Source organism: Streptomyces sp. NPDC058678 (assembly GCF_042714835.1).
Lineage (GTDB): Bacteria > Actinomycetota > Actinomycetes > Streptomycetales > Streptomycetaceae > Streptomyces.
Map to the genome: position 1 here is coordinate 13,263 of NZ_JBHXSG010000067.1, position 24,115 is coordinate 37,377.

Sequence of the window (24,115 nt, forward strand, 5' to 3'; positions counted from 1 at the left end):
CTTCCCTTCTCTCTGTGAGGCCACATGCGTTGCGTCATCGCCCGCTTCCCCTTCGAGCTCACCAAGGGCGGCGTGCTGGAATCGATGAAGGGCATCAAGCCCGAACCGGTCACCGGCGAATCGGTGATCATCGGCCGCCGCCACTACCCCCTCAAGCAGGTCGGCCAGGTCATCACGCGCCAGGACCGCCGTGACTTCAGCGCCGCCGAAGTCCTGCGGGCCATGGCTCAGCTCGGCTTCACCTGCCGCGCCGTTCCCAGGGCAGCGCCCCTGGGCATACTCAGCCCGATGCAGCACGCCTCCGCGATGCTCGGCACCCCCGTCACGGTCTGACCGGGTAGACAGACACGAGCCGATACCTGATCAGCAGTGTGGGCCCGACCAGTACGCCGGTCGGGCCCACACTGCGTGCAGCCGGTTCCCGTCGGCGTCGCTCAGTGGTCGCAATAGCTGAAGTCGCCCACGGTCCAGGCGCTGCCGTCCTCGTCGCAACCCGGTACCTCCACCCGTCTCCGGACCCCCAGGACGCCCTGCGGGATCTGGGCGACATGGAAGTGCAGACGGGTGGGCGGCCCGTCCTTCTTCGCGGGGGAGTCGAAGACGGCGGCGAACTCGTCCAAGCGGGCGGAATCCGTCAGCACATCCGACACCCTCTGCCTTCACGTGGCTGCGAGAGCCAATCGACCGGTGATGACAGCGCCACTGGTGACCACGGTCAGGGACTCTGATTGCTCTGGTCGGACTCCACCGGGGCGCCAACGTCAGCGAGCAACTCGTCAGGCTGCGCATTGAGCGGTGACGCTACCGGGCAAGGAAGGCGCTCACGGTCTTGCCGCCGGAGGCCCGGCGGGCCAGCCGAAGCCCCCGGTGCTGCCGTTCAGGTCAGGGGTGCGCATGCGCGGCAGATGCCGGCTGGGATCGTGAACGGCGGCCTTGATGGTGTCGGGGCGCGCAGCCAGTTCCCGAGCTCGGACACGACCAAGACCACAGTGTCCCCCGCGTCAGGGGCCATGGCCGGCTGCTGCAATCCTTCGAGGAAGGCCCGTGCCGTAGTGCGTGCGTCGGCAATGGCTGTTGTGGAACGGACGGCTGCGGCACTGGCAGTCACCGTGATCATCAGGGTCACCCTGGTCTCTGAATAGTCCATGCCCCTGCCCGTGCCTACCCAGCGCCTGTGCCCCGCCCCTCCACCCGCCAAGCCCGCAGAGCCCCAGTGCTTGCCGGAAGGGGACGGAGGACCACAGTCGACGCATGACGGCACCTGCTGCCGTGAGCCCGTGTCTCCGCAGCCCGCGGTCTGCTCGAGTCAGGGGCCGTGCCGGTTCGCCACGAGCTGCTCGATCATCCCGGGATCGTCGAGGGCGGCGCAGGGCCTCCTGCCACGCTCGTCAACGGCCGACCTGCGGGGCGTCACGGCTGGAAACGTCCGTCCCGGCCAGCGGAGTTCTCCACGAGACGCAGTGTTGGCCGGAGCCCGCCAACGGTAGCCGCGGCGCAGTCGGCGACGTCACGCTCAGACCGACATGCTGCGCGGCGGGGAATCCCTGCGCGGCGGGCTGAGCCCGAAGCTGCTTGAACCATCCATGGACCGGTCGGGGCAGACTGGTCGAGACGGACTACCTCATCTTCGAGCACGCAGAAATCTGTGCCAGCTGAAGTAGACATTCGTCGGCGGTGTGGTTATGGTTTCTCTCGTAACCGAGATCGAGCAAGGCCCGGCAGAGATGAACTGCCGGGCAGCAGTACGCAGTTGTAGTTCGCAGGACGGTGCGGTGGTGGAGTTTCGAAGCCAGAGCGTTTGCAGGACGGCGACGGGACTGACGACCGGACCGGGTGGCCCGCAGTGATCAGGGGCCGCCATTCGCAGTACCGCATTGGCAGTACCCGTGAGTGAAAGTTCGCAGTGCCCGGCAGTGAAGTCAGTGAGCAGCACCTCGGTGAAGGCGTCGGCTGCGGGCGCGCGCACCGGGAGGTTCGGCAGTGGGGTTCCAAGCCAGAGCAGACGCAGGACGGGCGACGGGGCTGACTGCCGAAGAGTGGCGCTGTTCGAGGCCACCAGCAGTTCGCAGTTTCCGTTGGTGAGTAGTTGATCAAGAGGGAAGAACGGAGGAGCCGAGCGCCATCAGGATCGCCCGGGCGGCAGTCTTGGCCCCGGGTACCGCAGGACATCGATAGTGAGGTGGTCTCCGGTCAGGCAACCGCGATCCCCGCGCCCCCGACAGCGTCTCGGTCGGGTGTGCGGACACAGAGGGCCGGTGCAGTATCAGGGCCCGCAGATGGTGTAGCAGTTCCTTCGGGGCCCTGGTGCCAGTACGGCGCCAGGGCCCCTCCACGCGTTTCACAGAGAGGTGCAGTGACAGCAGACGACACGTTCGGCCGTCTCGATGACGACGACTACCCCGCCTACACCATGGGCCGGGCCGCCGAAATGCTAGGCACCACCCAGGGCTTCCTGCGGGCCATCGGCGAAGCCCGCCTCATCACCCCGCTCCGCTCCGCAGGCGGCCACCGCCGCTACTCCCGCTACCAGCTGCGCATCGCCGCCCGCGCCCGGGAACTCGTCGACCACGGCACCCCCATCGAGGCCGCCTGCCGGATCGTCATCCTGGAAGACCAGCTCGAGGAAGCCCAGCGCCTCAACGCCGAATATCGCCGTGCCGCCGAATCGGCGAACCCAACCGCAGCAGCATGAGATGAGCGTGCCCGTCAGCGTCGACGGGCACCGCACGCACGGTCTCGGTGTGCGGTGTGATCATTTCCTATAGTGACGCGGTATGTGTGCGTGTAGCGTCTGCGTCAGCTGTCGTGGTTCGGAATTCCCTCTCGCCCACGCCTTCGGCGTGGGCGTTTTGCTGTGCTGTGCCGCAGGGACCAGGGCGATCACCTCCGTCTGCCACACCGCGTGGGAGGCGTTCATCGGCTGGAAGGCATGAGACATGGCTACGGGAACTGTGAAGTGGTTCAACGCGGAGAAGGGCTTCGGCTTCATCGCCCAGGACGGTGGCGGCCCGGATGTCTTCGCGCAGTACTCCGCGATCAACTCCACAGGCTTTCGTGAGCTCCAGGAGGGCCAGGCCGTGACGTTCGACGTCACCCAGGGCCAGAAGGGTCCGCAGGCCGAGAACATCAACCTGGCCTGACTTCGCAGACCTGCCCGAGAGATCGCGCACGCCGCGTCCAGGTGGCCGCCGCTCGTATGGGCCCTGCCGCCCATCTGGACGAAGGCGCCTGCTCTCGTGCCGGGCCGGCAGGATCAGGGGCCGCGCAGCAAAATCGGTGTACGGCTGCCGCGGCGCGCGTGGCGCGGGAGGCCGAGTCGGTCCGGGTGGAGGCCGAGCGGGAGCGAGGGTGGCGAGCCGGGCGGCCAGGATGGCTGCGCGGCCCCTGATCTGTGGAGGGCCCCGGGCCGGTGCGACTTCGGCCCGGAACTTCCTGACCTCAGTCGCTGCAAGCGTCGTCGGCACGGGAGCCGCGTGTCCTGCACGGCTGCCGTGCAGCTCGAAGGAGCCGACGCGCTCAGACGCTCGTCCAGGCGTCGAGGAAGGCTTTCCGTCCCGCCGGGCCGTCCGACCTGCGGTCTGCGTGCAGGACGCGCCAGGCGGTGAGCTCGAGATCTCGGAGCCACAGTTCCCCGATGACCTGTGTCTTGAGGTCGGGCAGATGGTCGGACTCGACGAGGGCCTGACCGATCACCTCCCCGGCCGCGACGCGCTGGGGCGGGGTCATCTCATCGACGGCCGACAGGACCTGCCGGGCCAGGGCGGTTCCTTCTCCTGCCAGCGAACGCAGCACCAGAGCCTTGATGTTGACGGGCAGCAGGTACGCGGTGCCCGACGACCTCCACAAATCCGACCAGAAGCGTTCTCCTGTCTTGGTGGGGGCAGGCAGCGCGGCCAGCAGCCCGAGGAGATGGTCGGTGGCCGCATAGCCGTCGCAGTGGGCAGCTGTGACGACTGCGATGCCGGCGACGCCCTCCACATCGAGCTGGCCGGCCTCGAGATGCGGAGCCAGGTCCAGTTGGTGTTCCAACTGGTCTGCGAGGGCGGTGGATACGTGGGGGCGGACCTCAGGAAGCATCGGCGATCCTTGAGCGTAGGCGAGCGGAGATGCCCGTTCGGAAGCCCTGATCGTTCCCATGGCCAGCCGTTCTACTCGGCTTCGGCAAGCCCAATTGGCGGTAGCGTCAAGGGGACTGGAGTTCACACGGCGGCGAACCATCCCGGGCCCGGCGACGTGGCTGTGGACCGACCTCCCGTCATGTGTCCGGGTGAGGTTTCCTAGCATGACCGCATGGTTGCCAGTGACACCCAGGAGCCCGGGGGAGGACGAGAAGCTGTGTCCCGCGACGCCGCTGAAGTCGAATGTGGTCACATCGTGTCAGCGCGTGGAGAGCGCCGTGCAGACGGGCTGCCCGACCAATCACCGGGCGACCATGCGGGGGAGGGGGCTCACTCGGTTGCTGCTCTGGTGGAGCGGGTGTCCGACCTGGCCGAACCGATCAAGCCGAGGTTGCGTGGCTGGCTCCATGCCGGAATGGTTCCCGTCGCACTGATCGCAGGCGTCGTGCTCATCTGCCTGGCCCGTACTCCGCAGGCGGTCCTGGCCTGCGCCGTGTACTCGGTCACCGCCTGGCTGCTGTTCGCGACCAGCGCCATCTACCACCGCGGCACCTGGGGACCGCTCGGCGAGGCTCTTCTGCGACGCCTCGACCACGCCAACATCTTCCTGATCATCGCCGGCACCTGCACCCCCCTGGCTGTGATCCTCCTCCCGCCGGACCAGCGGTCCGTGCTGCTGTGGATCGTCTGGGCGGGAGCGTTGGCCGGCATCGCGTTCCGGGTCCTGTGGGTCGGAGCTCCGCGCTGGCTGTACACCCCGTGCTACCTGGCACTGGGGTGGGCACCGGTGAGCTACCTGCCCGACTTCCTGCACACCGGCGGAGCGGCCGTAGTGGTCCTGATCGTTGTCGGCGGTCTCCTCTACAGCGCGGGCGCGGTGGTCTACGCCCTCCAGCGGCCCGACCCCGCACCCCGCTGGTTCGGCTTCCACGAGGTCTTCCATGCGCTGACCGTGGTGGCCTTCACCGCGCACTACACCGCCATCTCCCTCGCCACCTACTGACCACTGGTCTCGGATTCCAGCTCTCTGGTCCGCGGCGAGCTGGAGGGCTTCTTCCTCATCATCATGCTCAGCCTGGTCGACACGGGCCTGCAGAATCCCGTCTTCAACACGCTCATGGATGTGGCCGGCGTGTCGCGCTTCCTCTGTCCGGCGTGAACCAGCTGGCGCTGAGCTCGGCCCTCACCCCCCCCAGAGTGCCTGGTCCCATGGCTTGCTCTCCCTCACCTGGTCCGCAGCGACCGGCGCCCTGGCGCTGCTCGTCCTCCACACCCACCGCCCTTCCCGCTCCCCGTGGTTCCGCAGGACGAGAGTCCAGGCAGGGTGATCACGGTGAGGACGGTCTTCCCCCGGGGCTCTGGTTGCTGGCACAGGGGCTGTCCAATCAACGGCGCAAAGCGGGTTGTTGAGGTCAGTGTCGTGCGCGCTGAGCCGGCCGTCGAAGGTGATGTGGAAGGCGTTCAGGGCGGTCCTCCAGTGGCTGGTCCAGCGGGCTTGTCCTTTGCCGGTGGGATCGAGGGACATGATCGCCATGTAGACGCATTTCAGCGCGGCCTGCTCGTTCGGGAAGTGGCCGTGGGCCTTGACAGCCCGGCGGATCCGGGCGTTGACGGACTCGGCGGCGTTGGTGGTGCAGACGATCCGGCGGATCTCAGTGAAACCCCGGCCGGTGTCGTCGACGGCCTCCTTGAAGCCGGGAGCCACCGCTCGCCCGGCACTGTTTCCGACCTCACGAGCAGTCTGAGCCCGGCCGGCCTCGATCCGTGCCGTGACCGCGGACCGGCTCAGAAGGCTCGACGGCTTCAACCGGGTCCTTGGCGTCATCGACGACCGCCTGCGCAGGCTGATTCGCTGTGGCGCATCACGCGTACGCCGGTGGAGGGGCCAGGGATACAAGGTTGTACTCGCCGCTGTCCGCCCTGAAAGTTGGCTGCTCTCCAGGGTGTGACGCTCCGTAGGCAGGTAAGGAGGGAGGAGCGAGAGAAAGACGACAGCGGTCTTCAGCTGACCTGCGACAGAGGGGGCTTCGTGTTCGAGGCGGAAGACATCAGGGAATGGCGAGGCCGCGACGTGGTCGACCACGAGCGGCACAAGATCGGCGTCCTGGAGGCGGTCTATGTCGACACGGCCACAGACCAGCCCGCGTTCGCGACGGTGACGGTCGGCCTGCCGACCCGGCACCGGCTGGTGTTCGTCCCCCTGGGCGACGCGACGGTCGGTCCCGGTTATCTGAAGGTTGCCTACGACAAGAAGCAGGTCAAGGAAGCGCCCTCGATCGGCACGGACGGCGAACTGCTCGCGGAGGACGAGAAGACGGTCTTCGCGCACTACGAGCTCGCCTACCGAACGGGTGCGGGCGGCGAACGTCGCCTCGCCCGCCGCTGATGCCCTCATCAACGTCCCCCACCATGAGGTGACACCAATGGCTCTCTTCCTCCTGCTGCTCATTGTGGCCATCGTGCTCGGCATCATCGGTGTGGTGGCGAAGGGCCTGTTCTACCTGTTGGTCATCGGCGTGGTGGTTCTGGTCGCCGACCTCGTCCTCCTCGGCCTACGCCTGGGCCGCCGCCGCAGGCGCCTCCCCCGGTGACGCGGTCAGCCGGGCAAGCGCCCCCACGGCCGCCCGCCCGGGGACCGGACGTAGCGGGGTGTCGGAGCAGTCGTCGAGTCATCACCCAGGAGTGGTCCGCCCCGTCCGCGACGGGGCGGAGGCGTCGGAGAGGTCGGCGCCGGTGTCGGCGTCCCGCTCGAAGTGGCCGACGCCGTGCCAGTCCAGGCACATGACGGTCGCGTCGTCCTGCAGGTGGCCGTGGTTGGCGTCGACGATCGCCGCGATGAGGGTGCGGGCGGCCTCGCGGGGATGCAGCGCGCGGGTACCCACGATCAGGTCGGACAGATCGAGGCTGTCGGCGTTGCGCTCCAGCATGCCGTCGGTCAGCATCACCAGCCGGTCGCCCGGCCGTAGGTCCAGCGACTGGACCCGGTAGGTGTGGGGGACCTGGAAGCCGAACGGCATATCGATCTTCGGAGTGATCTCCCGCACCTGGCCGTTCCGCATCCGCAGCGGCCAGGGGTGGCCGGCGTTGATGAACTCGGTCCTGCCGTCGAGCAGGCTGATACGCAGGAGCTGGCCGGTGACGTAGCTCTGGCGGCCGTGTTCACGCATGGCCTGGTCGGCCTGTCGGGCCTGTTCGGCGAGGTCGGCGCCGGCACGCCGTGCCCGGCGCAGGGCGCCCACCAAGAGGGTGGCCAGCAGCGCGGCGTCGACATCGTGACCCATGGCGTCGGTGACGGAAAGCTGGACTGTATCCCGGTCGATCACGTAGTCGAAGGTGTCGCCCCCGACGTGGTCGGCGGGCTCCAGTGCCCCGGCCACCGCGAACTGAGCCGCCTCACACGCCAGCGACGCCGGGAGCAGCCGGTGCTGGATTTCGGCAGCGAGGCTCAGCGGGACGGTACGGCGGCCCCACTGGTACACGTCGGTGTAGGACCGGTTCGCGATGACGATGTATGCCAGGGCGTGCGCGGTCTCACCGATCTCCCGCATCACCTCCGCGTCCGGCGCCGCGGGCAGGAAGAGTTCGAGGAGCCCGATGGCGTCCCCGCGGTTGGTCACCGGGGCGAGGATCCGCACCAGCGCGCCCTCGCCCTTGTCCTCCACGCTCGGCCGCTGGGTGCGGATCACGTCGTCGTACAGGGTGCCCCGCAGCGTGATGCGCCGGGCGGGTTCATCGGTATCGATGCTGCCCGCCGCCCCCAGCCGTACGACCGAGCCACCGGTGAAGTCGGTGATGAGGAACGACACCGACGCGGCCCCGAGGCGCTCCTTGAGCATGCCCGCGACCACGTCGAGCGACTCCACAGGCGCTGCGGACTCCGCTGCGGCCAGAGTCTCCGCCAGGGTTATCGCCCTGCCCCGGCCACCCCCGTTCGCGGGAGTACGAGTGGTCGGCCCACCGTCCCCGTCAGGCCCGCGCACGGTCACGGTGGCTCCTCGCTGGTCGCTGCTGCTCAGGGCTCCAGCCCGGGGATGCGAGGGGCTGGCGCCAAGTCCGGTGCCCGGCAGATGTTATTGCACCACAGAGCCTTTGAACGGATGCACCTGTCGGCCGGCTGTTCGTCGAACGGCCCGGCCACCGTCGCCGTGTGGAACGCCTGGACCTCGCAGTCATCCGGCCTACCAGAGTTCATGCCACGCTGGCACCGGAGATGAAACAGTAGTGGGGGCCCGAACGGTACGCCGTTCTGGCTCCCACCGTTCACGTCTCCCAGGGCCAGAAGGACCCGCAGGCCGAGAACATCAACCCGGCCTGACCTCGCAGCCTTGCCCGAGGGATAGTGCACGCCGTGTCCGGTGACTGCCGCGGCAGGTGCAGGCCGTCCTTTCGGCCGAACAAGGGGGTCCGCTCTTGTGCCGGGCGCCGACAGGACCTGTGGTGCACAGGAGCAGGGCCGCGCAGCAATGGCTGCGCGGCCCTGCTCCGTTGACGTGCGTCCGGGGCGGCCCACCTCGGCCGGGCCCTTCCTGAACTCGGTCGCATCAGGCGTTGTTCCGGGCTCGGCCGCCTCACCGTAGGTGTCGCAGTTCGTCGGCGACCAGGGTTGCTCGCAAGGTGCTGCAACACCGAACCGGAGGAGTAGGGGTACGAGGCCGGGGTGCGCGCCACGTGCCGACTCGGGCGCCGCATGCCTTGCGCGGCTGCCTGGCGGAGCAGTCGTTCAGGTGCTGGTCCAGGCGTCGAGGAAGGCTTTCCGCCCAGCCGAATCGTCCGACCTGCGGTCTGCATGCAGAACGCGCCAGGCGGTGAGATCGAGATCTCGGAGCCACAGTTCGGCCGATGACCTGTGTCTTGAGGCCGGGCAGATGGTCGGATTCGGCGAGGCCCCAAATCCGCCGCTCCGGATGCACGATGGGTGGTCTGACTCGACAGGGCCTGAGTGAGCGGACGCCCGCCCGGGCCCGCGCTGGACCCGCACCCTGAACAGGAGGGGCACCGGTGGTGGCGCGTGATGTGCCTGCACGACGCCGACTGCTTCTCCATGCCCGGCTACCAACCTGGCATCGCCGCGCTCGCGGCCGGCCTGTGGTCTCCCCCCCCGGGCCACCCTGCCCCTGATCGCGCTGACCTTGTGCGGTGCCCTGCCGGTCCAGCGGCGGACGGCGCGCCGCGCGAGGCCAGAGGCCGCCACTGCCCACGCGGCCGCGGCGAACCGGCCCCAAGGGTACGGGCGGTCAGCCGCAGGTACGAGAAGGCCGGCTCATTCCCCGTGCGCAGGGTTCGTCAGCTCTGCGTTGAACTGAGCGCCGATCAGGAGGGACAGATTGGAGAGCCACAGCCAGACCAGGAACACCACGACGCCTGCCAGTGAACCGTACAGACGGTCATAGGTGCTGACCAGGGAGGTGTAGACGGCGAATCCGAGTGAGACGGTCAGCAGGAGCGCCACCGCCAGTGTGCCGCCGGGCGCCATCCTCCGGACAGGGCGGGAGGACGCCGGTCCTGACCGGTACAGGACGAGCACCAAGGCGACGGCTACCGCGGCCACGACCGGCCACCGCAGCGTGTCCCAGGTGGCCTGGGGCCCGGTACCCAGACTCAGAGCCTGACCCAGACGCCGGGCCAGGCCGCCGGTGAGCAACAACGCGAGGGTCGACGTCAGAAGCAGGGAGCTCAGTACGAGTGCCGTGGCGATGATGCGCGGAGCGGTCCGCCAGACCGGCCGGTCCGCGCTGATCCGATGCATGGAGTACAACGCCCGGCGGAAGACGCTCAGATAGCTGCATCCCGACCACAGGGCCCCCGCCCCTCCGACGAAGATCAGCGTCCATGCCGCCGTCGGCTGTGCGACCATCTGCCGCAGGGTGCTGCGCAGCAGAGCGCGGGACTCGGCCGGGGCCGCCTGCGTGATGCGGTCGATGACCTCCGGCTTGGCCGTGGGCATGGTCAGACCCAGGATCGAGAGGATCACCAGCAGCAACGGGAACAGGGCCAGAACCGCATAGTAGGTCAGCGCAGCGGCCCAGTCCGTGACGTCGTCGTTCCAGACGGCCATCGGCGTCCGGCGCAACGCCACCCACCACCGAGCCGTGTGACCGTCTGCATCATCCATGACGCGGATGCTCTCACTCTTCGTCCTCGGGGCACCATCCAGCACTGCGGTGCGACAGAACCCGGCACGCGTGCCGGGTTACCCGACGCTGGCCAGTCCCTCCGCGTCCAACAGCCGCACGGACACCTCGGTGATCCGGTCACGGTCCAGCCCCGACGGCTGCCCGCCACCACGGCCGCCCCGACGCGCTCATTCTCCTGTCCCCGTGCACGAGGTGTCTCTATGACCGGCGCAGCGCAGCGTTCAGTATTGCCCGGTCTCCACGAAACCCGCGTCCGCGTCGTCGTCCGCACCGAGTGCGGCGGCGGTCGGGTTGAATCCGGGCGGGCTGTCCTTGAGGCCCAGGCCCAGGCCGGCCAGCTTCGCCTTGACCTCGTCGATGGACTTCGCACCGAAGTTGCGGATGTCCATAAGGTCGGCCTCGGAGCGCGCCAGGAGCTCACCCACGGAGTGGACGCCCTCACGCTTGAGGCAGTTGTACGACCGAACGGTGAGCTCAAGCTCCTCGATCGGCAGCGCCAGGTCGGCGGCGAGGGCGGCGTCCGTGGGGGAGGGGCCCATGTCGACGCCCTCGGCGTCGATGTTGAGCTCACGGGCCAGACCGAACAGCTCGACCAGGGTCTTGCCGGCCGACGCCATGGCGTCACGCGGACGCATGGCCTGCTTGGTCTCGACGTCGACGATCAGCTTGTCGAAGTCGGTGCGCTGCTCGACACGCGTGGCCTCGACCTTGTACGTGACCTTGAGCACCGGCGAGTAGATCGAGTCGACCGGGATACGGCCGATCTCCTGGCCCACCTGCTTGTTCTGCACGGCGGAGACGTAACCGCGGCCACGCTCGACGGTCAGCTCCATCTCCAGCTTGCCCTTGCCGTTGAGCGTGGCGAGGACGAGGTCGGGGTTGTGCACCTCGACACCGGCGGGGGGCGCGATGTCGGCGGCGGTGACCAGACCCGGTCCCTGCTTGCGCAGGTACATCACGACCGGCTCGTCCTGCTCACTGCTCACGACGAGCTGCTTGATGTTGAGGATCAGGTCGGTGACGTCCTCCTTGACGCCCGGCACGGTGGTGAACTCGTGCAGCACGCCGTCGACGCGGATGGACGTGACCGCCGCACCCGGGATCGAGGACAGCAGGGTCCGGCGCAGGGAGTTGCCGAGGGTGTAGCCGAAGCCCGGCTCCAGCGGCTCGATCACGAACCGGGAGCGGAACTCGTCGACGACCTCTTCGGTCAGGGACGGACGCTGAGCAATCAGCACGAGGTTTGGCCTCCAGTGGTTACTGTAGGCGCCCGCTACGTGACGCCGTGGATACCACGAAGGGTACGGGCGATACGGATGCGACTCCGGGAAATAGCACGTGGAGTGGTCCATCAGCCACAGTGACGACCACGGTACCCAAGATCGGCAGGGGGAGGGCGGTCCCCAGGGCCTCAGCGTGTGCTGATGCTGAGCTTCTTCAACAAGGCGTTCGTCGAGCAGGGGGCGCGCTCGATTGCCGGTGCGGAGCTTGTTGGGCGGCTGGACGACAAGGTGTGCGCGCAATGAGCGGCTGGGGCGGAGCGCGTTTCCCCTGTCTGCGAAGGCGTATCTGGATGTCTGGTCGGCGCCGGAGAAGGCCATCTCGTGGATCCGCTCGCTGGAGGTGCGCTCAGGCGAGAACCTGGAGGCCGATGGGCCACAGCAGAGTGGTGGCCGCCCAGGTGAAGCCTGCGCCGAAAGAGGTCACGACGACTCGTTGCCTGGGTTTCAGCTGCCCGTTGATCGCGGAGTGACTCAGCAGAAGGGGGATGGAGGCTGCGGAGGTATTGCCGACGTGGGTGATGTTGGACGGTACGCGCTCTGGCGGGATTCCCAGGGTGTTGGCCACAGCCACGCTGATGCGTGCGTTTGCTTGGTGGACGATCAGCCTGTCGATGCCCTGAATGGCCCACCCTGCTGCGGCGGCTGATTCTTCAGTCACGTGAGTGATGCGGCGCACCGCGTGACGGAATACCTCGTTCCCTTTCATGTGTACGTAGCGGTTCCTCAGGTCGGCGGTCGTACGTGAAGGGTTGCGGGAACCGCCGCCGGGGATGTAGATGGCGTCTGCGTGCTCGCCGTCGCTGCCCCATGCGGCTGGTCCGAGGGCTCCGGGTTCGTCGGCGTGTCCGGCTCTGAGCACGACCGCGCCCGCTCCGTCGCCGAAGATCGGCGCGGTGGATCGGTCGGCGGGGTCGATGACGGCCGACATCTTCTCCGCTCCGATGACCAGTACGGTGCCAGCGGTTCCCGCGTGGATGAGTCCTGCTGCGACGGTCGTTGCGAAGACAAAGCCCGAGCAGCCGGCGCCGAGGTCGAAGGCGGGCACTTGGCGCAAGCCGAGTTGGTGGGCCACCAACGGTGCAGTGCCAGGCACGTGATGGTCCGGAGTGGCGGTGGCCAGGATGACGGCGTCGACGTGTTCGATACTCGCTGATTTCATTGCCCGTAGTCCTGCTTCTACCGCCAGGTCACTGGTGGCTGTGGCCGGATCGGCGATGTGTCGCTCGGTAATGCCGATACGGGTGCGGATCCATTCATCCGTCGTGTCCAGGCGTGATGCGAAGTCGGCGTTGTCTACCTTTCGCGGGGGCAGGTAGGACCCCAGGCCGATCAGTCGCGCCGCCTGTGCTGGCGAGGGGGCAGTAGTTTTGCGTGCAAAGATCACCGGTTTGTCTTCTCTGTGCTTGCTCGTTCGCGTCACTGGCAGCGGAGGGCCTGTCTTCGGGGTTGTTTCTGACTGGACGCTCGTTGCGGCCCCGCTGTTACCGGTGTGCTGCCGAGGGTGATGGTCGGAGCTTTTGGCGAGGAGCTGGGGCGCGACTACGTCTCGGGCACCTTGTGAGGTCGATCTGCCTGGGGGTGGGGGCCCTGCTCTTCCGGACTCTCGTGGTCGGAGGATGACGCTGCCCGTTGAGCCACCAGTTTGACCAGGTCGGCCATGGTGGTCGGCTTCGCCAGTTCGTGTTCGGTGATCACGACGCCCAGGCGGTCTTCGAGAGTCATGGACAGCGCGGTCACCGCCAGGGAGTCGATGCCGGCTTCTTCCTGCGTGGCCCGGTGCGTGATCGAGTCGGCCGGCAGGTTTCCCTGGTGGACCAGGATGCCTTTGATGAGGTCAAAATCGATGACGGCGGTGGTGCCGCGGTCAGCGGCGGGTGCGGGGAGCAGCGACAGCCTGCTCCTGCTTGCCCGGGACAGTAACCGGCACGTACGGGCCGCTGCTGCACGGGGACTGCCGCAAGACAGCGGCCATGTAGACGTACTTGGGGAAAGCTCTCAATCGTCCGACCGAGGACATGCTTCCCAGGCTAGTGATCATGAAAGTAGCTAAGCTCTTGGCCGTCCTGGAGGAGGGATCCCTCCATGCCCGCATCCACAACCTCCCGGCGCGCGTACCGTGGCGGTACGACCTGCAAGGAGGAACAGCCGATGAGCGCGCAGCCCGACCACGCACCCGTCGCGCCGTACGCCCCCGCCCCGGGAGCTCCGGCCGAATTGCTCGCCCATCTACGCGCCGATCGACGCGCGGACCGGTGGGTGCCGGCCTTCGAGCAGGAGTGGACGGCCGCGCTGGAAGAGTCGCGCCGGACGTTCTCCCTCGCCGCCCTGTACGAGGTCGTTCAGGTCTGGCAGGCCCGCCTCGCTTCTGCCCCGGCGGTCGACGCGTTCCTCGCCTCCGGCAAGGACGACACCGGGTTCGTCGACCTGGAGGAGATCCGGAGCAGGCGCCGGTGAGCGGTCCGCCGTATGCGGTCCGCCTGTCGCCGCCCGCCGCGAAGGTACTCGCCGCACTGCCGGAGCACGCGGAGCAGATGGTTTGGGACGTCCTGGATGCCGCGGCTGGGAACCCGTGGGGCTTCCCGCAGTGGGACGCCGGCGACCCCGAGGGCGAGGACGTGCGCATTGCGTCTGTCGGCCAGCTGTCCGTCATCTTCTTCGCGAACCGCTCGCTGAGGCACCTGTCCGTCCTGGACATCGTCTGGCTCGGGTAGCCACTCAACCCCGGGGTCGCCGGGTTCGGCGATGGGAAAACGCTGCCCACAGCGTCCATGTCCGCGCTCTTTGGGGCGAGGCCCCTCACACCCTTTTCGACGCGCTTGATGGCAACGCGCTGCTGCACGAGATCATCCGCACCGACCGGATCGACCGCGACCACCTCGACACGCACACCGTCGGCTTCGCCGAACTGGCCGCCGGAGTCGAGCGGTGCACTCCGCGTTGGGCGGCCCGGATCTGCGACGTGCCCGCCCCGTCGATCGAGCATGCGGCCGAGATCATCGGCGGCGCCGAGCGGCTGCTGTCCACGGTGCTGCAGGGCGTCGGACTCGACGTCGAGCTGCAGCCCGCGCCGCCAGATGTCCGCCTCCCGCCGCTCCTCGGGCCCGGCATCCTCGTCCGGTTCTCCTCGAACATGTCCGCGGGTCCCGACGGCTTCGCGCCGATGGAGCAGACGCACCCGTCCCCGGACAGGACCTGGGCGGGGACGATCCGACACCCGGCCGCCCAAGTCCGGGCAGCCGGGCACCACCGGCCGAACGCCGCGCCGACGGGCTCAGACCCCGCAGCGACGCCCCGGGAGCTACCCGTCGGTCCGTCAATCCACCCGCCACGCCCGCGATGAAACCGAACGAGTGACCAGCTGTCCGGACGCGACGGGCGACTCCGGGCAGACAAGCTGCCCGGACCGCTGGATGCCGAGCAGAAAGCGGGTCCGTACCGAGAGTGCTCGGTACGGACCCGCGCACACTCTCCCGAGCTGACAATCCGCTGAGTCGGGCGTCGTGCCCGGGAAGTCGCCCAGGGCTTCAGGCGCCGGGTTTTGAGCGGATCTGCCGGGTGTCGAACTTGCCTTCGGTGATGTCCCTGGCCAGCTGGGACAGTTTGAGGTTGTGCGCGCGGGCGTAGGCGCGCAGTGTGCCGAAGGTTTCGTCGACGCTCAGGTGCCAGCGTTCGGCGAGGATGCCTTTGACCTGCTCGATGATGATGCGGGTGGTGAGGGCGTACTGGAGCTGGTCGCGTTCGGCTTCGGCGTGGGACAGGGTGCGTTGCTGGAGGATCGCGATCGTCGCGACGTCGGCCAGGGCCTGGGCGAGGGTGAGATCTTCAGGGCTGAGGGGCCCGGGGGTGGAGTGAAAAAGGGCGAGGGTGCCGATGATCCGGCCGCGCAGCCGCAGCGGCAGGACGTTGGTGGCCACGAATCCTGTTTCCCGGGCACTGCTGGTGAATTGCGGCCAGTTGACGGTGACCTGCGGGTCGGTGAGGTCGATGTCGGTGCGCGCCTGGCCGCTGCGGTAGCACTCGACGCAGGGGCCCTGGTCGTACTGGAGGGCGAACAGCTCCAGCAGCCGGGTGTGTTCGTCGGAGGCTGCGAGGACGTGCAGGACGTCGTCCTTGTCCGCGAGCAGGATGCCGACGGCCGCCACGTCCAGGAGTTCCACGCAGCGCACGGACAGCCGTTGCAGGAAGTCGATGACGTCGAAGTCGGCCACCAGGGAGTCGGCGACTTCGACGAAGACCTCGGTGACTTGCTGTTCACGGGTGGTCATGGCATCAGTCCTTGTCTGCGGCGGGCGGGGGGAAGTCGGTGCCGGGAGCCAGTCGCAGGCGCCTGGCCACGATGTCGTGAGCCGTGTCGGTGAGGGTGCGCCCGCTGCCGTAGGCGTGGGCGCGCAGGCGCAGCAGGGCCTCGGCCAGGGGTACGGCGAGCTGGACGCTGACCATTCCGGTCGCCTGGTGGACGATCGCGTGCAGCAGGGGCGGCCCGTCCGACTCCTCGGGCGGCAGCACCGCGGGAGAGCCGCGGTCCATCAGACGCATCGTCAGCGCGGCCGCCAGGGCCACGGCGTCATTGGTCTGCCCCCGCGTCAGCCCGCCGGGAGAACGCCGTACCAGGGTGAGGACGCCCAGGACGATCGCGCCGATCCGCAGGGGGAAGCAGAACACCGCCCGCGCCGCCTGGTCCTGCGCCTCCATGATCAGTGCGGGCCACCGGTCGTGGCGCACCCGTGCCAGATCCGGTACCCGCACCGTGGTGCCGACGATCAGACAGTCCACCCCCGGGCCCTCGCCGAGGGTCGCCTGCAGATCCTCGAAGCCGCGGGAGGCGCCGTCGGAGGCCCACAGGGTCTCACCGCGGTCCGGTCCGGAAGTGAGAGAGACGGTGACGCCGTCCACGCCCAGTGCGGCGGCACCGGCCGCGGTGAAGTCGGCGCCGCCGGCCGCGTCGCGTTCGTGGAGCAGGCCGAGGAGCCCTGCCATGCGGTCACTGATCACCAGAGGCCGCCAGCGGTCCCAGCACGGGGGGCATCGGCGCGAACTCCTCCGGGCGGAACGGGGGCTTGGCCTGGGCAGCGTCGAGCAAGCTTGCGGTGCCGGTGAGGTCGAACACCCGGCGGACAGCGGGCGTCGGGTGGCGAAGCCGCAGTCGGCGGCCGCTCGCGTTCGCGCTCAGGGCCGCAGCGCGGAAGACGTTCAGGCCGCTGGCGTCACAGAAACTGACGCCGGCCAGTTCGATGTCCACGCCGCCGGTCTCCCGGCTGAAGCAGTCATCGACGGCAGCACCCACGGTGGGAGCGGTGTCCGCGTCGATCTCACCCACCAGGAAGACGGTCGCGCGACCGTAGCGCCGGTAGAGGGTCATCACACGTATGCCAGTCATCACGCCTCGCTTCCCGGACAGCCTGCCCGCCTGCGGACTGGTGCCTTGCGGTATGCACGTGCGGACAGGTGCGCCGTACGTGATGCCGGTACCGGTCTGTGCCCTCAGGTGCAAACGGGCGGAAGGAGGTGCGCCTCCACCGCCAGTGGGCAGTGCCTGCTTTGAATCGGCCACGCCGGGGTCTAGGACGCTCCTTGTAGCTTACGCCTGACAGCCCTTGCTGTGTATGACGCAATCTCTCCGCAACCCGGACCCGCCTGGCCCAGACCGCCGTGGCGGAGCGTCAGTGAGCCATCGACGGCGCTGAGGACGGGAGGGATGAGGGCGCGGGCCCGGCGCGCACTCGGTGCGTGGCTCGGGGGGCAGTCATCCTGCCTGGAGGCGATCAGCGGCGTGCCAGTTGCCGTTCTCCGGCCGTGCCGGACTGGTAGGCCAGCCCGTAGTGCTTGAAGATCGCTTCCTCCTGATCAGCGGGCAGGACGTCGTCCACGCCGATCGAAGGGGCCTGCGTCACCAATGCTTTGGCGTAGCTGATCTTGAGATAGTTCGGTCCGGCGATCGCGTCGCCGAGGGGTACGAAGACCAGACGGTGCCGGGTGGGCAGTCCGGTCCGTACCGTGGCCATGGCCGGCTCATCGGTGGTGGTGTCCACATAGACCGCCTCGAGGACACCGATCTTGCGCGACTCGGTGTCGACGACGTCGCGGTCGCGCCATTCCCGGATGTCGGCTGCGTGAATCATGACTTCTCCCTACCTGGACGACCGGCCCGGCCGCCGCGTGTTGCACTGCTTGCTCTGTGTGTGAAAGTTGCGCAGCGTACGTCGTAGTGCCCTCTGCATCCGGTCCGGGAGCGGCTTGCCCTCCCAGGCGGCGACCATGGCCGCGGCGACCTCGGGAAGTTTGGTGTCGCACTGCCGTGAGACGTTCACGAGAAGACCCCTGGCCGCCCCGCGGGTGCAGGGGGTCAGGACCATGACCATGCCGCGGGCCTGGTCGATGACCGCGCGGCCGGCCAGCGCCCGCCGCAGCTGATCGTTCTGGGCACGCAGGACCTCGACGTCCTCTCCCGTCGCCGGGTTCCCCCACGTGGCCTCCGCCCGCAGGTTCCACCAGTCCTCCTGGAGCACGGTTGTGCGTTGCATGGCGTACCTCTCAACTGGCTGAATGGGTCCGGTCTGGCGGAAGCGGTTCCGCAACCCTCCTGGTTGCCGGGCCACTTCACGGGTCACCTGTGGCGTTCTCGGTCCCGACGGTCCTCGCGTCCCCAACGCGCCTGGTTCTGGCGGCTGTAGCGGCGGTCCCAGCGTTCCTGACGATCCCGCCGCTCCTCGTAGTCCCGGTATGCCGCTGGACCGCTATAGCCACCACGATCGCGGCCGTGGCGGATAGCGGCGAAGACGAGCAACGCGGCGGCCAGCCACCAGAACGGGTGAAGGAAACCGAGGCCGAACAGGGGCACGATCAGGATGAGAAGCAGAACGAACACAGTGGGCCTCCCCGGGAGCTGGACGCAGCATCGATACCGGGGACTGGGGTTTTACTCAACAGCGTAGTCCTGAAGGAAGGTTGTGGATACCGTACGAGGTCAGCGCATCCCACGAGGCACGGATCGCTGCGTGACACCTGTCGGGGAACCGACGCGAGAGCCGGCGTGCGAGATGCCGCCCCAGGCTGATCGTTGAAGTCGGCTGCACGGTGGAAACCCCCTGCCGGGACAACCGCGTGCTGCGACAGCGGATCATGCAGCCGCCTTTCGCCACCGCCCAACAAGCCGGGCAGGTCCAGCGGCGCATCCAACGGTGCAGGTTGCCGGATTCGGATGACTTCACAGCGGGTGGACCGCCGCCACCAGCGCGCCGATGCCGGCATCACCGCCCGCGTCGCTGTCCTTCGGGGAGAGGTGGCGCGACCGGCACTGTGCCAGTCCCCCGGTGCGCTCGGCATGGCGTCGATCGTGTACGGATCAGTCTCACGGCCGAGGCCATCCGCCTCTTCGAGCGCCTGCCTGGGCAACAGCGAACGTCCGCCGGCCGAACCTGAACGTCTCGACAACCGACGCCGCTGACCTCCCTGTTGACGGAGCCTGGGAGTGCTGACCGCTCGTCACCTGTGGTGCCCGCGTTGGCCGTTTCGCGACCGATGGCGGGTGCTCTGATCCACGGCATCAGCCCTGGCGGTGCAGCATCTGGACTCGCTGGCATCGCTGAAACATGCCGACTACGAAGCGGTGCCCGGCCGGGCACTGTGGGGCGTCCTGCGAGGAGGCCGGTTCTCGGGTGGGTCAGGGCTGTGTCGGATGTTTGTAGTGGTTGCTGAGCTGGTCGTGGTAGGTCGGGTCGCCGATGTGCTTCTCCTTGTCGAAGCCAGGAGCGCTCTTGATCTGCTCCTTGGTGCGGTCGACGAAGACCTTTTTCTCCTGCGGGTCGACACGGACGACGATTCCGGCGGGTACGAGGACCTCCTTGCCGAAGATCCACGTTCCGGTGTCGACGACGAGGTATGCGGCCCCGACGTCCTCGGAATGCTTGTCGACCTTTCCGATACTTCCGTCGGTGGCCTCGACCTTGAATCCGGTCAGATCGATTCCCGGCTGGTACGCGGCGTTCTGCCGGTATCCCCACATGTTCTCTTCCACGGTCATTCCCTTCCGGCGAGGCTCATGCTGTCCCTGGTGTCGTGGATCGCGGTCTCGATCTTCAGGTCGAACGTGAGGTCGGTGAAGTCGGCCGGCCCGATGCCGTCACTGCATGAGAAGCGGTAGATGTCGTCGTCTGCGGCCTGTACGACCAGGCCGGCATTCTCGGTCCAGGTAAGCGTGGCGCCGGTCGTGCTGCGCCAGCAGTTCCACACCCGCAGCGCGGCCGACGAGTTGGGGAACTGCAGGAATCGGATCTCCACGATGGCCGGGGCCGCGTCGGCCCACAGACATGCAGTCGGGGTGCTGAGGCCGTTGATCTCCAGTTCCCCTTCCGACATCGCAAGGCAGACTCCCTGCACCGGACTGTCGGTGAAGGACGTGAAGGACAGCGCCGCCCGCGTGGACGGCCACTCGACCGGAACGTCGTAGGCGAGATGGACCGTCCTCCCGCCGATCTCCAGTGGCTGGCCCTTCGACTCCTCGAACGCGCTCTGGAACGTCTTGGTGCGTAGGTATCCACGCGTCATCTTTTGCCTCCTTGACCTCACAGCTCGGTTATGGCCGGTAGCGCGGCTTCTTCGGCACGGCGGGGCTGTCGGCCTCGCTTCGCCGGCTCCGATTCAACGATGACTCCTGCCGGCGCTTCGTCCGCCGAACCGTCCGCGCATCAGGAAACTGATCACCCAGAGGATCAACAGGGCCACGGCGACGTACCAGAGGACGTGCAGGGTGAAGCCGAACCCGAAAACGACCAGGACCAGCACGGCACTATCCACAAGAGCACGGCAGAACCTCCGGTTCGCATTGGTCTCTGCGATCCGCGGGGTCCCGGCGAACTGAGAGCGGTGGGCCGGTCCAGAGAGTCCGGAACCGTTGCCATACACCGTGCCCGTCAGTCAACGCCCGTTGTCCCTCCCTGTCAACGCGTCGGCGAATCAGGCGGGTTGTGGCCCAGAAGCGATGTCGGGTGCTGCGCACGAGGCGCCCACGGCTCGATGCCTCGTCAAACACCGTGTTCGTTCTCGACTATGACCGACTTGCTCCGGACCGGGGTGTTCGACTCCGGGCACCATCGGGTTCTCGTAGTCGAATTCCACCTTTGCCGAATGAGTCGCTCGTGATGGGAGGGGTGTCATTGTCGGCGATGATCAGTGGAGGCGGTCACCGTGGACGTCGGCATGTGTCCTGAACCGGTCGTAGATCTGCCCGCTGCCTGTCTGAGGCGTTGTTGCCGACGCGGTGAATCGGGCGCCGTGGGCGTGGTGGGAGAAATATGGTTCGACGCCGAGGGTGTCTGCGAGGTGTGGTCATGCGGCAACTGACGAAAGCGGCCGTCTCCACCGCTCCCTGTTCGGTGATGGGCCTCAAGGCTCACTGTCATGACAAGGCTTGGCACCTCCGATCAGAACTAGCTCGTGCTACATGCATGGCTACGCGCATGGGCGGGGGATGTTGCCGAAGACCGCAGCTCCATCAAAGATTCGGCAGACAGGAGCACTTTCTGCTGAGCTGACCAACTGCCGGACAGCCCGCTTCATGAAAGCGCGAGGTTAGGTGCTCGTCGAGGGCCTCGGCGGGTGTTAGATCGCCTGCGCCCGCGCGGAACACCGCCGTCGCCTTCGCCGACGGCATCAGCGGCATCCCGCACCCCCGGCACAACCGCGGCCCGGAAGCGTCATCCGTGATCACGATAAGCTTCAGCCGGGGCGCCCGGCCCCTGCCCATGCAGTGTTTCACCTTGCGCTGAATATCGCCCACGAATACGGACACGTCAAGGATCACATGGGCCGCGAATTCGGCGCCGATGCTGCCGCGAAGGCCATGTCACTTGCAGATTTTGCCACCTATCTTCTGCAGGTCGAATTCGACGCCCAAGAGCACACCGCCTTGGTCCTCAGCGAGATCGCGAAGACCTCTCCGGATTTTGAGGTGTGCCGCGATGATCTAATCTCTACCTACGCGGAATACGGCGATGATCTAATCTCTACCTACGCGGAATACGGCGATGATCTAATCTCTACCTACGCGGAATACGGCCTGGCCACTCCGGCACAAAGGGCCAGCGAGGTGGCCCAGGGCATCCCCCCCCCGACGCCCAGGAAACGAGGTACAAAGAGAACCGTAAACTCGGGGATCCCTCCGACGCCGAGGTCGCACGGGCCAAGTCATCTGCCAAGTCGCCGAGTTCGACGAAATGAGGAGGCGATGGAACGCATACGTGCCTCACTAATACCGACACCAAATACTCCACGAAATGCCATTATGTTGATCTTTTAGACATCGGCAGTTCCCTTACCCCGAAGCGAATATGGCACTCCGTTCGTCTCACCCCGAGGGGGGATATGCCTCTCCATGGATTGCTTCTCAGTGCGGATGGCGAAATTCAGCACTGCACACGCGACTCCCGTGATGATGGATCAGCCTACTGGCGGGTCGAAAGGCCTCCTCTCGCTCCGTTCGCTCCAGGGCTGACCTTCACGGCAGTCTCCTGCACTCCAGAATATAATCCGGGCGTAAACGATCAGTTTCAACGCTTACGCATTGCTGCCATCACATCAACGGGGCGAATTCTCTACACGCACACACCGTCGCGCGCGCCGAACGGATCCATTGGATACTTGCCCCCAGAAGACGTGGGCGCGCTGGTCTCACGCGAGATTCCCGGAGGCGGTAAGGGATCCAGTAAGATCGCTGGGGCCGCATTTTCTCGGGTGGCTCTTGCGATGGTGCCGATGTCTCGCTTCGGAAGACGCGACCTAGTTCACCTATTTGCGATAACCGGTGATGGGAGCTCGTTCGCACGAGCAGCGACGGTGAAGGACGATGGACCCCATCCCGTGACGTGGAGGTCGGCGAACGAGCGGGAGAGCGCGGAGAGTTCACCGCCGTTTCGGCGTACGCCCTGAAGAATGATCCTGATTCGTTCTACGGCGGTGTGCAACTGTGCGCTACAACCGTCGACGGGCAACTCTGACCATACGAACATTTACGAGTGGGGTGGACCCCGATGCCGGGTACTGGAGCGGTTTCGGGGATGTCGTGCATGTGGTCACCGGCAAGCCCAGATCCCTCGGCGATGTTGTCGACGTGAGCTGCTCCGATGTGGGCACAGCGCTGCATGTCGCCGTTGCAACAGGGGACGGACGCGTCTGGCAGGCCCGGCGCTTCCACGCGGATGGCACTTGGTCCCGTTTCATAGACATCGAGTTCATAGAAGGCGAGGGGGTGCGGGTCGGACGTGACATTGGAACCATCCGGCGCATGGCTGTGGCCCCAGCGGGTCAAGGACAGTCACACGCCTGCGCGATCACCAGCAATGGGCGTGCGAACGGCTATCTGGAGACGTTGTTCCTGCCAGGACGGCACTTCAGCGGACCGGACGACTTCAACACCCAGCTGCAGACATGGCTGAAGGTCGCCAACCGGCGTGTCCACCGCACTCTCGGGGCCCGTCCGGCCGACCGGTGGGAAGCGGACCGGGCCCAGATGCTCACCCTGCCCGCGGTCGACCCGCCGACCTGGTGGCGGTTTTCGACCCGGCTGGGCCGGGACCACTATGTCCGCGTCGACACCTGCGACTACTCCGTCGACCCTGCCGCGATCGGCCACCAGGTCACCGTGCTGACCGACAACGAGCAGGTCATCGTGCTCACCTCCGGCGGCGAGATCGTCGCCCAGCATGCCCGCTGCTGGGCCCGCCACCAGACCCTGACCGATCCCGAGCACGCCGAGGCCGGGCAGGCGATGCGCCAGGAAGCACCGCGAACGGCGCCAGCTCGACCTCCTCGGGGTGATGCAGCACATCGGCGCCGTACCGGCGCCGTGAACCTCGTAGCGTCGGGTGAGCCTTCTCTCGTGCGGGATTGCCGCTGCCGGGAGGGGCCCGTACGGCGCGGTGGCAGAGGACGAAGGCCCGCACCGGAGCGCGGGCGCCGGCGCGGGTTCACCGCAAGAGGTCGGTCTCTTCTTCTTGATCCGGCGTTTTCGCGCAGACAGCGCCCGCTGCGGTGAGAGCAGTACGCCTTGTCACTGCGGGCCGGGTGTGGGAGTGCTCGCCCTGTGGGCGAATACTGCAACCCTCGAATACCGACACTCCACCAGTGGCATGTCGACACGGTTGACACGGAGATCGTGGCGGTCGCGGGCTCCCTGGCCCGCCCCGCCTACCTCGTCGTCCGGCTTCCGGAGGGCACCCTCGCCCAGACCGCGCAGCTGGACAGCAGGCAGCGCGCCGCCGTCGGCCGGGCGATCGCCGCCGGCGTCCGGGAGGCGCTGCCCGGCGGGGGCCACCGGGTGGTCACGCCGCTGCTCGCTGAGGTCGAGGTGGGCACCACCCGGCACCGCACCGTGCGGTTCGTTCGTCTCCGCGAGGACCTGGGTCCGGTCGAGCCGGGGCTGTCCGGGTGAACAGGGCGATGTCGCCGGCGCCCTGGCCGGAGCCCGGACGCTACAAGGAGGGGGAACCGGCGCGGGAAGGAACGGGCGGAGGGCCGATGGCGACATGGCAGGCCAAGCCGGGCGCCTGGCGCCAGGCCGTGGACACGGCCGACCGTGTCCACGATG

General features: G+C 67.5%; 26 protein-coding genes and 4 pseudogenes. 12 read left to right on the forward strand and 18 right to left on the reverse strand.

The window, feature by feature from the left end:
- Positions 1 to 24: 24 nt before the first annotated feature.
- Entirely contained in the window at positions 25 to 333 is a 309-nt protein-coding gene (locus ACFWWR_RS39510; RefSeq protein ID WP_384308554.1) for an SCO5918 family protein, read from the forward strand.
- A 101-nt stretch (positions 334 to 434) separates the two neighbouring features.
- On the opposite strand, the gene ACFWWR_RS39515 is transcribed toward ACFWWR_RS39510, so the two are convergent.
- On the reverse strand, positions 435 to 641 hold the full coding sequence (locus ACFWWR_RS39515; protein ID WP_384308556.1) for a hypothetical protein: 207 nt from the start codon (positions 639 to 641) through the stop codon (positions 435 to 437).
- A gap of 1,712 nt (positions 642 to 2,353) precedes the next feature.
- Here ACFWWR_RS39515 and ACFWWR_RS39520 point away from each other — a divergent pair.
- Both ACFWWR_RS39520 and ACFWWR_RS39525 read left to right on the forward strand, forming a co-directional pair.
- Positions 2,354 to 2,692, forward strand: coding sequence for a MerR family transcriptional regulator (locus ACFWWR_RS39520; RefSeq protein WP_031144137.1), 339 nt, complete (start codon positions 2,354 to 2,356; stop codon positions 2,690 to 2,692).
- 244 nt (positions 2,693 to 2,936) lie between these two features.
- Positions 2,937 to 3,140 carry a cold-shock protein gene (locus ACFWWR_RS39525; RefSeq protein WP_384308560.1) on the forward strand — a complete coding sequence of 68 codons (204 nt, stop codon included), beginning with the start codon at positions 2,937 to 2,939 and terminating at the stop codon, positions 3,138 to 3,140.
- Positions 3,141 to 3,516: 376 nt separating this feature from the next.
- Here the strand turns inward: ACFWWR_RS39525 and ACFWWR_RS39530 are convergent, their stop codons facing one another.
- Positions 3,517 to 4,077, reverse strand: coding sequence for a hypothetical protein (locus ACFWWR_RS39530; RefSeq protein ID WP_384308563.1), 561 nt, complete (start codon positions 4,075 to 4,077; stop codon positions 3,517 to 3,519).
- A 258-nt stretch (positions 4,078 to 4,335) separates the two neighbouring features.
- On the opposite strand from ACFWWR_RS39530, the gene ACFWWR_RS39535 reads away from it, so the two are divergent.
- A complete protein-coding gene (locus ACFWWR_RS39535; RefSeq protein WP_384308621.1) occupies positions 4,336 to 5,121 on the forward strand; it encodes a hemolysin III family protein in 786 nt (261 codons plus the stop codon).
- A gap of 411 nt (positions 5,122 to 5,532) precedes the next feature.
- Here ACFWWR_RS39535 and ACFWWR_RS39540 read toward each other — a convergent pair.
- Positions 5,533 to 5,772, reverse strand: a pseudogene (locus ACFWWR_RS39540) (transposase); the annotation flags it as partial.
- A gap of 375 nt (positions 5,773 to 6,147) precedes the next feature.
- Between ACFWWR_RS39540 and ACFWWR_RS39545 the strand changes: the two are divergent.
- The gene (locus ACFWWR_RS39545) at positions 6,148 to 6,504 is read left to right on the forward strand and encodes a PRC-barrel domain-containing protein (RefSeq protein ID WP_059420885.1); all 357 of its coding nucleotides are present in this window, start codon (positions 6,148 to 6,150) and stop codon (positions 6,502 to 6,504) included.
- Positions 6,505 to 6,541: 37 nt separating this feature from the next.
- The gene (locus tag ACFWWR_RS39550; protein ID WP_167551660.1) at positions 6,542 to 6,709 is read left to right on the forward strand and encodes a hypothetical protein; all 168 of its coding nucleotides are present in this window, start codon (positions 6,542 to 6,544) and stop codon (positions 6,707 to 6,709) included.
- Between the two features lie 81 nt (positions 6,710 to 6,790).
- Here ACFWWR_RS39550 and ACFWWR_RS39555 read toward each other — a convergent pair whose 3' ends face one another.
- Entirely contained in the window at positions 6,791 to 8,026 is a 1,236-nt protein-coding gene (locus ACFWWR_RS39555) for a PP2C family protein-serine/threonine phosphatase (RefSeq protein ID WP_384308623.1), read from the reverse strand.
- A gap of 1,031 nt (positions 8,027 to 9,057) precedes the next feature.
- Here ACFWWR_RS39555 and ACFWWR_RS39560 point away from each other — a divergent pair.
- Positions 9,058 to 9,292 (forward strand): annotated as a pseudogene (locus ACFWWR_RS39560) (amino acid transporter); the annotation flags it as partial.
- Positions 9,293 to 9,378: 86 nt separating this feature from the next.
- Here ACFWWR_RS39560 and ACFWWR_RS39565 read toward each other — a convergent pair.
- The 5 genes and pseudogenes from ACFWWR_RS39565 to ACFWWR_RS39585 form a co-directional block, all read right to left on the reverse strand.
- Positions 9,379 to 10,230, reverse strand: a complete 852-nt coding sequence (locus tag ACFWWR_RS39565) for a YihY/virulence factor BrkB family protein (protein WP_384308565.1) — start codon at positions 10,228 to 10,230, stop codon at positions 9,379 to 9,381.
- A 90-nt stretch (positions 10,231 to 10,320) separates the two neighbouring features.
- Positions 10,321 to 10,416, reverse strand: a pseudogene (locus ACFWWR_RS39570) (TetR/AcrR family transcriptional regulator); the annotation flags it as partial.
- 57 nt (positions 10,417 to 10,473) lie between these two features.
- Positions 10,474 to 11,490, reverse strand: coding sequence for a DNA-directed RNA polymerase subunit alpha (locus ACFWWR_RS39575; protein WP_384308568.1), 1,017 nt, complete (start codon positions 11,488 to 11,490; stop codon positions 10,474 to 10,476).
- A 391-nt stretch (positions 11,491 to 11,881) separates the two neighbouring features.
- A complete protein-coding gene (locus tag ACFWWR_RS39580) occupies positions 11,882 to 12,919 on the reverse strand; it encodes a beta-ketoacyl-ACP synthase III (protein WP_384308570.1) in 1,038 nt (345 codons plus the stop codon).
- A 155-nt stretch (positions 12,920 to 13,074) separates the two neighbouring features.
- On the reverse strand, positions 13,075 to 13,500 hold the full coding sequence (locus ACFWWR_RS39585; RefSeq protein WP_384308625.1) for an acyl carrier protein: 426 nt from the start codon (positions 13,498 to 13,500) through the stop codon (positions 13,075 to 13,077).
- Positions 13,501 to 13,683: 183 nt separating this feature from the next.
- Here ACFWWR_RS39585 and ACFWWR_RS39590 point away from each other — a divergent pair, with 183 nt between their 5' ends.
- From ACFWWR_RS39590 to ACFWWR_RS39600, 3 genes and pseudogenes are all read left to right on the forward strand, one after another.
- Positions 13,684 to 13,989 carry a DUF6247 family protein gene (locus ACFWWR_RS39590; RefSeq protein ID WP_384308627.1) on the forward strand — a complete coding sequence of 102 codons (306 nt, stop codon included), beginning with the start codon at positions 13,684 to 13,686 and terminating at the stop codon, positions 13,987 to 13,989.
- Positions 13,986 to 14,246 (forward strand): hypothetical protein, encoded by a 261-nt coding sequence (locus ACFWWR_RS39595; RefSeq protein ID WP_384308573.1) that lies wholly within the window; start codon positions 13,986 to 13,988, stop codon positions 14,244 to 14,246. The genes ACFWWR_RS39590 and ACFWWR_RS39595 overlap by 4 nt, the downstream gene beginning before the upstream one ends.
- Positions 14,247 to 14,359: 113 nt before the next feature.
- Positions 14,360 to 14,575, forward strand: a pseudogene (locus ACFWWR_RS39600) (hypothetical protein); the annotation flags it as partial.
- Positions 14,576 to 15,059: 484 nt separating this feature from the next.
- Here the strand turns inward: ACFWWR_RS39600 and ACFWWR_RS39605 are convergent.
- The 9 genes from ACFWWR_RS39605 to ACFWWR_RS39645 form a co-directional block, all read right to left on the reverse strand.
- Entirely contained in the window at positions 15,060 to 15,800 is a 741-nt protein-coding gene (locus ACFWWR_RS39605) for a GAF domain-containing protein (RefSeq protein ID WP_384308576.1), read from the reverse strand.
- 4 nt (positions 15,801 to 15,804) lie between these two features.
- Positions 15,805 to 16,512, reverse strand: a complete 708-nt coding sequence (locus ACFWWR_RS39610; RefSeq protein ID WP_384308579.1) for a GAF and ANTAR domain-containing protein — start codon at positions 16,510 to 16,512, stop codon at positions 15,805 to 15,807.
- 4 nt (positions 16,513 to 16,516) lie between these two features.
- Entirely contained in the window at positions 16,517 to 16,912 is a 396-nt protein-coding gene (locus ACFWWR_RS39615) for an STAS domain-containing protein (protein WP_384308582.1), read from the reverse strand.
- 385 nt (positions 16,913 to 17,297) lie between these two features.
- Complete coding sequence (locus tag ACFWWR_RS39620) at positions 17,298 to 17,654, reverse strand: PRC-barrel domain-containing protein (RefSeq protein ID WP_384308584.1); 357 nt, start codon at positions 17,652 to 17,654, stop codon at positions 17,298 to 17,300.
- Positions 17,655 to 17,663: 9 nt separating this feature from the next.
- Positions 17,664 to 18,056, reverse strand: coding sequence for an ANTAR domain-containing protein (locus ACFWWR_RS39625; RefSeq protein WP_384308586.1), 393 nt, complete (start codon positions 18,054 to 18,056; stop codon positions 17,664 to 17,666).
- Between the two features lie 83 nt (positions 18,057 to 18,139).
- Positions 18,140 to 18,400, reverse strand: a complete 261-nt coding sequence (locus ACFWWR_RS39630) for a hypothetical protein (protein ID WP_384308588.1) — start codon at positions 18,398 to 18,400, stop codon at positions 18,140 to 18,142.
- Between the two features lie 795 nt (positions 18,401 to 19,195).
- Positions 19,196 to 19,549 (reverse strand): PRC-barrel domain containing protein, encoded by a 354-nt coding sequence (locus ACFWWR_RS39635; RefSeq protein ID WP_384308591.1) that lies wholly within the window; start codon positions 19,547 to 19,549, stop codon positions 19,196 to 19,198.
- A 2-nt stretch (positions 19,550 to 19,551) separates the two neighbouring features.
- Positions 19,552 to 20,079 (reverse strand): hypothetical protein, encoded by a 528-nt coding sequence (locus tag ACFWWR_RS39640; RefSeq protein ID WP_384308593.1) that lies wholly within the window; start codon positions 20,077 to 20,079, stop codon positions 19,552 to 19,554.
- A gap of 93 nt (positions 20,080 to 20,172) precedes the next feature.
- Positions 20,173 to 20,328 carry a hydrophobic protein gene (locus tag ACFWWR_RS39645; protein WP_384308596.1) on the reverse strand — a complete coding sequence of 52 codons (156 nt, stop codon included), beginning with the start codon at positions 20,326 to 20,328 and terminating at the stop codon, positions 20,173 to 20,175.
- Between the two features lie 2,221 nt (positions 20,329 to 22,549).
- On the opposite strand from ACFWWR_RS39645, the gene ACFWWR_RS39650 reads away from it, so the two are divergent.
- Entirely contained in the window at positions 22,550 to 23,563 is a 1,014-nt protein-coding gene (locus ACFWWR_RS39650) for a hypothetical protein (RefSeq protein ID WP_384308599.1), read from the forward strand.
- 120 nt (positions 23,564 to 23,683) lie between these two features.
- Entirely contained in the window at positions 23,684 to 23,959 is a 276-nt protein-coding gene (locus ACFWWR_RS39655) for a hypothetical protein (protein WP_384308602.1), read from the forward strand.
- The last annotated feature ends 156 nt before the right edge of the window (positions 23,960 to 24,115 follow it).

What these genes read in the sequence shown, in the direction of transcription:
- ACFWWR_RS39510 (WP_384308554.1), top strand. Translation starts at nt 25, where the DNA reads ATGCGTTGCGTCATCGCCCGCTTCCCCTTCGAGCTCACCAAGGGCGGC.
- ACFWWR_RS39525 (WP_384308560.1), top strand. Translation starts at nt 2,937, where the DNA reads ATGGCTACGGGAACTGTGAAGTGGTTCAACGCGGAGAAGGGCTTCGGC.
- ACFWWR_RS39530 (WP_384308563.1), bottom strand. Translation starts at nt 4,077, where the DNA reads ATGCTTCCTGAGGTCCGCCCCCACGTATCCACCGCCCTCGCAGACCAG.
- ACFWWR_RS39550 (WP_167551660.1), top strand. Translation starts at nt 6,542, where the DNA reads ATGGCTCTCTTCCTCCTGCTGCTCATTGTGGCCATCGTGCTCGGCATC.
- ACFWWR_RS39565 (WP_384308565.1), bottom strand. Translation starts at nt 10,230, where the DNA reads ATGGATGATGCAGACGGTCACACGGCTCGGTGGTGGGTGGCGTTGCGC.
- ACFWWR_RS39590 (WP_384308627.1), top strand. Translation starts at nt 13,684, where the DNA reads ATGAGCGCGCAGCCCGACCACGCACCCGTCGCGCCGTACGCCCCCGCC.
- ACFWWR_RS39605 (WP_384308576.1), bottom strand. Translation starts at nt 15,800, where the DNA reads ATGACCACCCGTGAACAGCAAGTCACCGAGGTCTTCGTCGAAGTCGCC.
- ACFWWR_RS39610 (WP_384308579.1), bottom strand. Translation starts at nt 16,512, where the DNA reads ATGGCAGGGCTCCTCGGCCTGCTCCACGAACGCGACGCGGCCGGCGGC.
- ACFWWR_RS39615 (WP_384308582.1), bottom strand. Translation starts at nt 16,912, where the DNA reads ATGACTGGCATACGTGTGATGACCCTCTACCGGCGCTACGGTCGCGCG.
- ACFWWR_RS39620 (WP_384308584.1), bottom strand. Translation starts at nt 17,654, where the DNA reads ATGATTCACGCAGCCGACATCCGGGAATGGCGCGACCGCGACGTCGTC.
- ACFWWR_RS39625 (WP_384308586.1), bottom strand. Translation starts at nt 18,056, where the DNA reads ATGCAACGCACAACCGTGCTCCAGGAGGACTGGTGGAACCTGCGGGCG.
- ACFWWR_RS39640 (WP_384308593.1), bottom strand. Translation starts at nt 20,079, where the DNA reads ATGACGCGTGGATACCTACGCACCAAGACGTTCCAGAGCGCGTTCGAG.